Source organism: candidate division KSB1 bacterium (genome assembly GCA_022562085.1).
Taxonomy (GTDB): domain Bacteria; phylum Zhuqueibacterota; class Zhuqueibacteria; order Oceanimicrobiales; family Oceanimicrobiaceae; genus Oceanimicrobium.
Genome location: JADFPY010000296.1, coordinates 1 through 5,804, shown reverse-complemented (window position 1 = coordinate 5,804; position 5,804 = coordinate 1). Strand labels below are relative to the sequence as shown.

The 5,804-nt window shown below is 42.5% G+C and carries 3 protein-coding genes; all 3 read left to right on the top strand.

Going from position 1 to position 5,804, the window contains the following annotated elements; translation table 11 throughout:
- Window positions 1–861: 861 nt before the first annotated feature.
- Window positions 862–3,984 (top strand): histidine kinase, encoded by a 3,123-nt coding sequence (locus IH879_18475; protein MCH7676911.1) that lies wholly within the window; start codon window positions 862–864, stop codon window positions 3,982–3,984.
- Window positions 3,984–4,769, top strand: a complete 786-nt coding sequence (locus IH879_18470) for a response regulator transcription factor (GenBank protein MCH7676910.1) — start codon at window positions 3,984–3,986, stop codon at window positions 4,767–4,769. Before IH879_18475 ends, IH879_18470 begins: the two co-directional genes overlap by 1 nt.
- Window positions 4,770–4,922: 153 nt before the next feature.
- Window positions 4,923–5,804, top strand: an 882-nt coding sequence (locus IH879_18465) for a tetratricopeptide repeat protein (GenBank protein ID MCH7676909.1), incomplete at its 3' end; no start/stop codon positions are given.

Below are 5,804 nucleotides of genomic sequence, written 5' to 3'. Positions count from 1 at the left end.
GGAAGGAAGCGCTCTAAGAAAAGAGAGCGCAAATCTAAAGAGTAGATAAAAGAGCAGAAGACTTCTGATAAAAAGCTTGTGGAATACTTCATGGGGAGAGCTTAGAACAGGCTAACAAAAACCGAAGATATATTTTCTGTTTTAAAAGATATGCTTTCAATATTTTTTCTTTGAAAGTCTAATATTACTTCTTCCATACTTTTAATCTTCTTTTGTTTTTTTATTTTTCGTTTCATTAATCATTTTCCTTTTAAGCTTATTAAATTCTTTCAGAGTTTCCCATGACTCTTTATCTAAATGAAGAGTACGATAAAATTTTGACTTTCCATTTCTTAATTTCTGCAGAGGGAAATATGTACTTAATCCTATTAGCAGTGTTTTCGCTAACTCTATCTCTTGCGTCCGGGTGGTTCCCGGGTTCGCATTACTTAGGGAACTTGAGCTTTACGTGGAAGCGGGTTTTTCTTCTTTTGATGCACTCCGCGCCGGGACGGTTAATCCGGGCGAGTTCATATCTCGACACATGGCTGAGGAGATACCGTTCGGAGTTGTTGATGTAGGTTATCGTGCCGACCTAATCCTCCTTAGAAAGAACCCATTAACCGACGTTCGTAATGTGAGAAGCCCCGTCGGGGTCATGGCTCGAGGGATCTGGTACTCAGAAAACTGGATTAGCGAAACAGTTAAGAAGCTACCGGTAAATTAAATCATAAGTGTCCGAAAAGTGGTAAAGGCCAATATTAGGCACAGTAGTTCCCTCTGTACATTCTGAAGGGCTTTTCCTATGCATCCAGTAACTTTGACACGACCCTATTCACATTTATTTCTTTCCATTTTGTCCTAAAATTCGTATATAGTTACATGCGGATTCCGTGCGAGAAAATTTTGATTCTGCTTTTGTTAGGATGGGTGAACCTCTCCGGCCAGTCCAAAGAAATCAAGTTTGAACGTCTTTCGGTTGAACATGGCCTCTCCCAAAGTTCTGCTTCTGTGATCATGCAGGACAGTCAAGGGTTTATGTGGTTCGGCACTCAGGATGGCCTGAACAAATATGACGGCATCAATTTTACAATTTACCGGCACCACCCGCTTGATACGACCACCATTTCAGGTAATTATATCGGCAGCCTTTGCGAAGACAAGGATGGTTTTATCTGGGTCGCAACCGAAGAAGGTGGACTCGACAGGTTTGATGTTGAAAAGGAGATATTCGAACATTTCCGCGATAAATTAATTGAGGTCAGTTCATCAAGCGAAATTTCGGTACGAAGAATCTACCGGGATAAGTTGGGGACTGTTTGGTTTGCTACCAGCCATGGTTTGGCGGGATTTGATAAAATCGGGGAGCAATATGAATTCTTTCTCGCTGGGCCTGCCAATTCAGGGCCACAAGGAATTAGCGCAATTTTTGAAGACAGTGAAGATATTCTCTGGGTTAGCAACTCTGAGGGCAGTTTGTTTACTTTTAATCGGAATGAAAAGCGTTTTGAGAAATTCGAAATTAAAGTTGCTGAGAGTGTTGGGTTCATTTCAACGATCTATGAAGACAGTTACGGTTTGCTCTGGATCGGGACCTTCACCGCCGGTTTGGTGCAATATGATCGAACTTCAGACAAATTTAAACTTTTTCAAAACGACCCCACCGATCCACGCACATTGAGCCAGAACGCTGTCTCAAATATCGTTGAAGATAAAAAAGGCGATCTTTGGATCGGAACCGAAAGTGGCGGGCTGAATCGATTGAATCGGTCAGATGGAACATTCAGCCGGTTTCTTCATGACCCGCTCAACCAGAGTAGCTTAAGCAACAACATGATCATGTCCTTGCTGGTTGATAATTCAGGAACTCTTTGGATTGGGACCTCTGGTGGCGGCATCAACAAGTACGATCCGAATAAAGTCAAATTTGCCCATTATAAAAATGACTTGAGGAATCCGGATGCTTTGGGGGGCAATATGGTCTGGTCAATTTTCAAAGATTCTGAAGGGTTTATCTGGGCCGGAACGCAGATGGGAGGGCTGACCCGCTTTGATCCCGAAAGTGACGATTACCAAGTCTTCAAGCACGAACCCTCTGATTCTTTTAGTTTAAGCTCGGACGCTGTTTTTGCAATTCAAGAAGATCCGTCAGGCGCTATTTGGGTCGGAACGAACGGCGGCGGGTTAAACAGATTTGATAAAAGAACCGGCAAATTCAAACGCTATCAATGGGATTCTGAAAACTCAAAAAGCTTATCCAGTAACCGGATTAAAACCCTATACTTTGACCAAAATGGGACCTTGTGGATCGGAACTTTGGGAGGTGGCTTAAACAAGCTAGATCCTGAGAAGATGGAATTTACCCGGTATGTCAATGATCCGGAAAACCCGGGTAGTCTCAGCAGTAATGGGGTAACTTCTATTTTTGAAGATATGGATGGGAACATCTGGATCGGAACAATTGGCGGCGGTCTTAATCGATTTGATGCGCACACGGAAACTTTTTCCAGATATTTGCACAACCCGGATGCAAATAGTCTAAGCCATAATTATGTAATGTCGATTTGCGAAGATCCCTCGGGCATTTTATGGATTGGCACCAATTACGGACTCAACCGCTTTGACCCGGAGACAAATGACTTTAAACACTATACAACAAGAGACGGCCTTCCCAATAATGTCATTTACGGCGTTCTTGCTGATGACCAGGGGAATCTCTGGATTAGCTCAAACAGAGGGCTTTCCAGATTTGATCCTCGTACCGAGACTTTCAATAATTATGACATTGACGATGGCCTGCAAAGTTTCGAGTTTAATTCCGGCGTCTATTTCAAAAGCAAAAGCGGGGAGATGTTTTTTGGCGGCGTTAACGGGTTTAATGTTTTTCATCCCGATAGCGTTAAAGATAATCCAAATGTTCCTCCCGTGGTCATCTCAAATTTCAAAAAATTTGACCAGCGTTTTCGATTAGGGGATGTTTTAACCGAATTTGGTTTGCTTAAATTGTCATATAAAGATAATTTCATCACTTTTGAATTTGCAGCTCTTGATTACACCAATCCACAAAAAAATCAATATGCTTATCAGCTCGAAGGATTGCACGACGATTGGATTTACAGCGGCAACCAGCGCTACGCGACTTTTACAAATCTCGACCCGGGCGAATACGTATTTAGAGTAAAAGGCGCGAACAGCGATGGTGTTTGGAATGAGCGTGGCGCATCGGTGCGAATTTTGATTACCCCGCCTTTTTGGAAAACGTGGTGGTTCATGTGGTTAGCGATTTGTCTGAGTTTGACGGCTTTGCTGCTTGTGGTGATGAATCTCAGAGAAAGAGCAAAAAAGAGAGCTGAACTAAACAAAAAGATTTCCGAACTGAAGCTGCAGGCTTTACGCGCCCAAATGAATCCGCACTTTGTTTTTAACACCATCAATTCGATTCAGTATTTTATTTCAAGTAATGAGCGAAAGGCTGCCTACCGCTACTTGTCCAAGTTTTCCAAACTCATGCGAAGGGTGCTCGATAATGCTGAAAAGTCCAAACTGCCAATTTCGGAAGAATTGGATTCGTTGAAACTGTATCTGGAGCTTGAGTCGCTGCGCTTTGAAGGTAAGTTTAACTACAAAATTGTCGTCGATGCCCAAATCGATACCCACAATATCGAAATCCCGACTTTGCTCATTCAGCCGTTCGTTGAGAATGCCATTTACCATGGTTTACGATTTAAACGCTCTAAAGGCACACTCGATGTTCACCTAAGTTTAGCAGACAGTTCTATAATTTGCATCATTGAAGATAATGGAATCGGCATCCGGAAAGCTTTAAAGTCAAAGAACAAAAATGGCGGTCACAAACCGGTTGGCCTAAAAGTTTCGCAAGAAAGATTAGCGACTTTGAACGAACTCAGAAAAAATGGCCGCGGGGTGGAGATCATCGATCTTGCAAAAACAAATGGCGGGACGGGAACAAGAGTTAAAATAATCATTCCAATTGAGGATGCATAGTGATTCGAACTGTTATAATTGATGATGAGGAAAAAAGCCGCAAGCTGCTTCGCAATTTATTAGTCGAGTACTGCAAAAATATCGAAGTGGTTGAGATGGCTGATTCCGTAAAATCGGGTATTGAAGCGATTCGTCAGTTCAAGCCGGATTTAGTTTTTTTGGATATTGTCATGCCTAACGCAAATGGGTTCGAGCTACTCGGCAAGATTAATGAGGTCAATTTTGAACTCATTTTCACGACAGCCCATAATCAATACGCGATCAGGGCGATTCGGGTTTGCGCCCTCGACTATCTGCTCAAGCCAATCGATGTTGAAGAATTACAGGTTTCAGTTGAACGAGCCCAACAAAGAATATCCACGAAGAAAGATCAGAACATTGATGAAAGACTGAATGCATTTATCAGCAATTTAAAATCTATAGAAAAACAGCCTCAGAAAATTGGCATTCCTACTCAACACGGTGTCAAATTTTATTCAATTAACCAAATCTATTTTTGCAAAGCCGAAGGAAACTATACAACTGTTTATTTAGAGGGCAAAGAAAAAATAGAGCTGGTCTGCAAGACTCTAAAGGAGTTTGAAGAACTGCTCGCTGAATTTAATTTCATTCGAACCCACCGATCTTATCTGGTCAATTTAAGCCACATCAAAGAATACCGCCGAACCCACAGCGGCGAAACCGACGGTGAAGGTGGATGTATAGTGGCGGCAAACAATTTAAAGATACCGGTTTCACGAGACAAACGGAAGTTGGTTTTGGAGAAAATCGCGAGACCTTTTTAAGGTGCTACTTGACTCTTCATTTCCAAAAACAACCTCTTACTAACCCAATCCTGCCAATCGTCCTTTTCAACGCATAATTTCTTCATTATCTAAGTATATAGCTTAGACCCTTCTTAAATCACCTATTTTTTAACTAAAGCATGGAGGAAAACCATGAGAATCAAGCAGTTTGTAAGTTACGTTCTTGTTTTTACTCTTTCTGTTCTTTTGTCCGGATGCGCGGCAGCCACTTCGGATGATGCCGCCAAATTACCGATTACCACCGCCTCCGAAAAAGCGCGCGAACTTTATTTGCAGGGTAGAGACCTGCAGGAGAAGCTGCGCGCTCTTGATGCCCGGCCTTACTTTCTGAAAGCCGTCGCGGAAGATCCTGATTTTGCCATTGGGCATTTCAGTTTGGCTTTTACGTCCACCAGCACAAAAGAATTCTTTGCGTCCCTGGAAAAAGCAGTTTCACTGGCTGATGCAGTGTCTGAAGGGGAGAGGTGGTGGATTCTTGGGGCTAAGGCAGGTACCGATGGAAATCCCGTGAAGCAGCGGGAGCTCTTTCAAAAGTTAGCTGAGAAATATCCACATGACGAACGTTGTCAGAATATTCTGGGCGGGCATTACTTTGGCCAGCAGCAGTATAAATATGCCATCGAGCAGTATGAGAAGGCAATCAAAATCAATCCTGAGTTTTCGCAACCCTATAATCAACTCGGCTACGCTTACCGTTTTTTGGAAAAATATGAAGATTCTGAGCGGACTTTCAAAAAATACATCGAAGTTATTCCTGACGATCCGAATCCGTATGATTCTTATGCGGAACTCCTTCTGAAGATTGGTAAGTTTGCTGCTTCGATTGAAAATTATCGCAAAGCTCTGCAACAAGATCCTTCATTTACTGCTTCCTATCTCGGTATTGCAACCAGCTATATTTATATGAATGAACACAACAATGCTCGCGAAGAGTTGCAAAAATTGTATAATTCTGCACAGAATGATGGCCAGCGCCGGGCCGCCCACTTTGCCAAGACCGTTTCCTATGTTCAT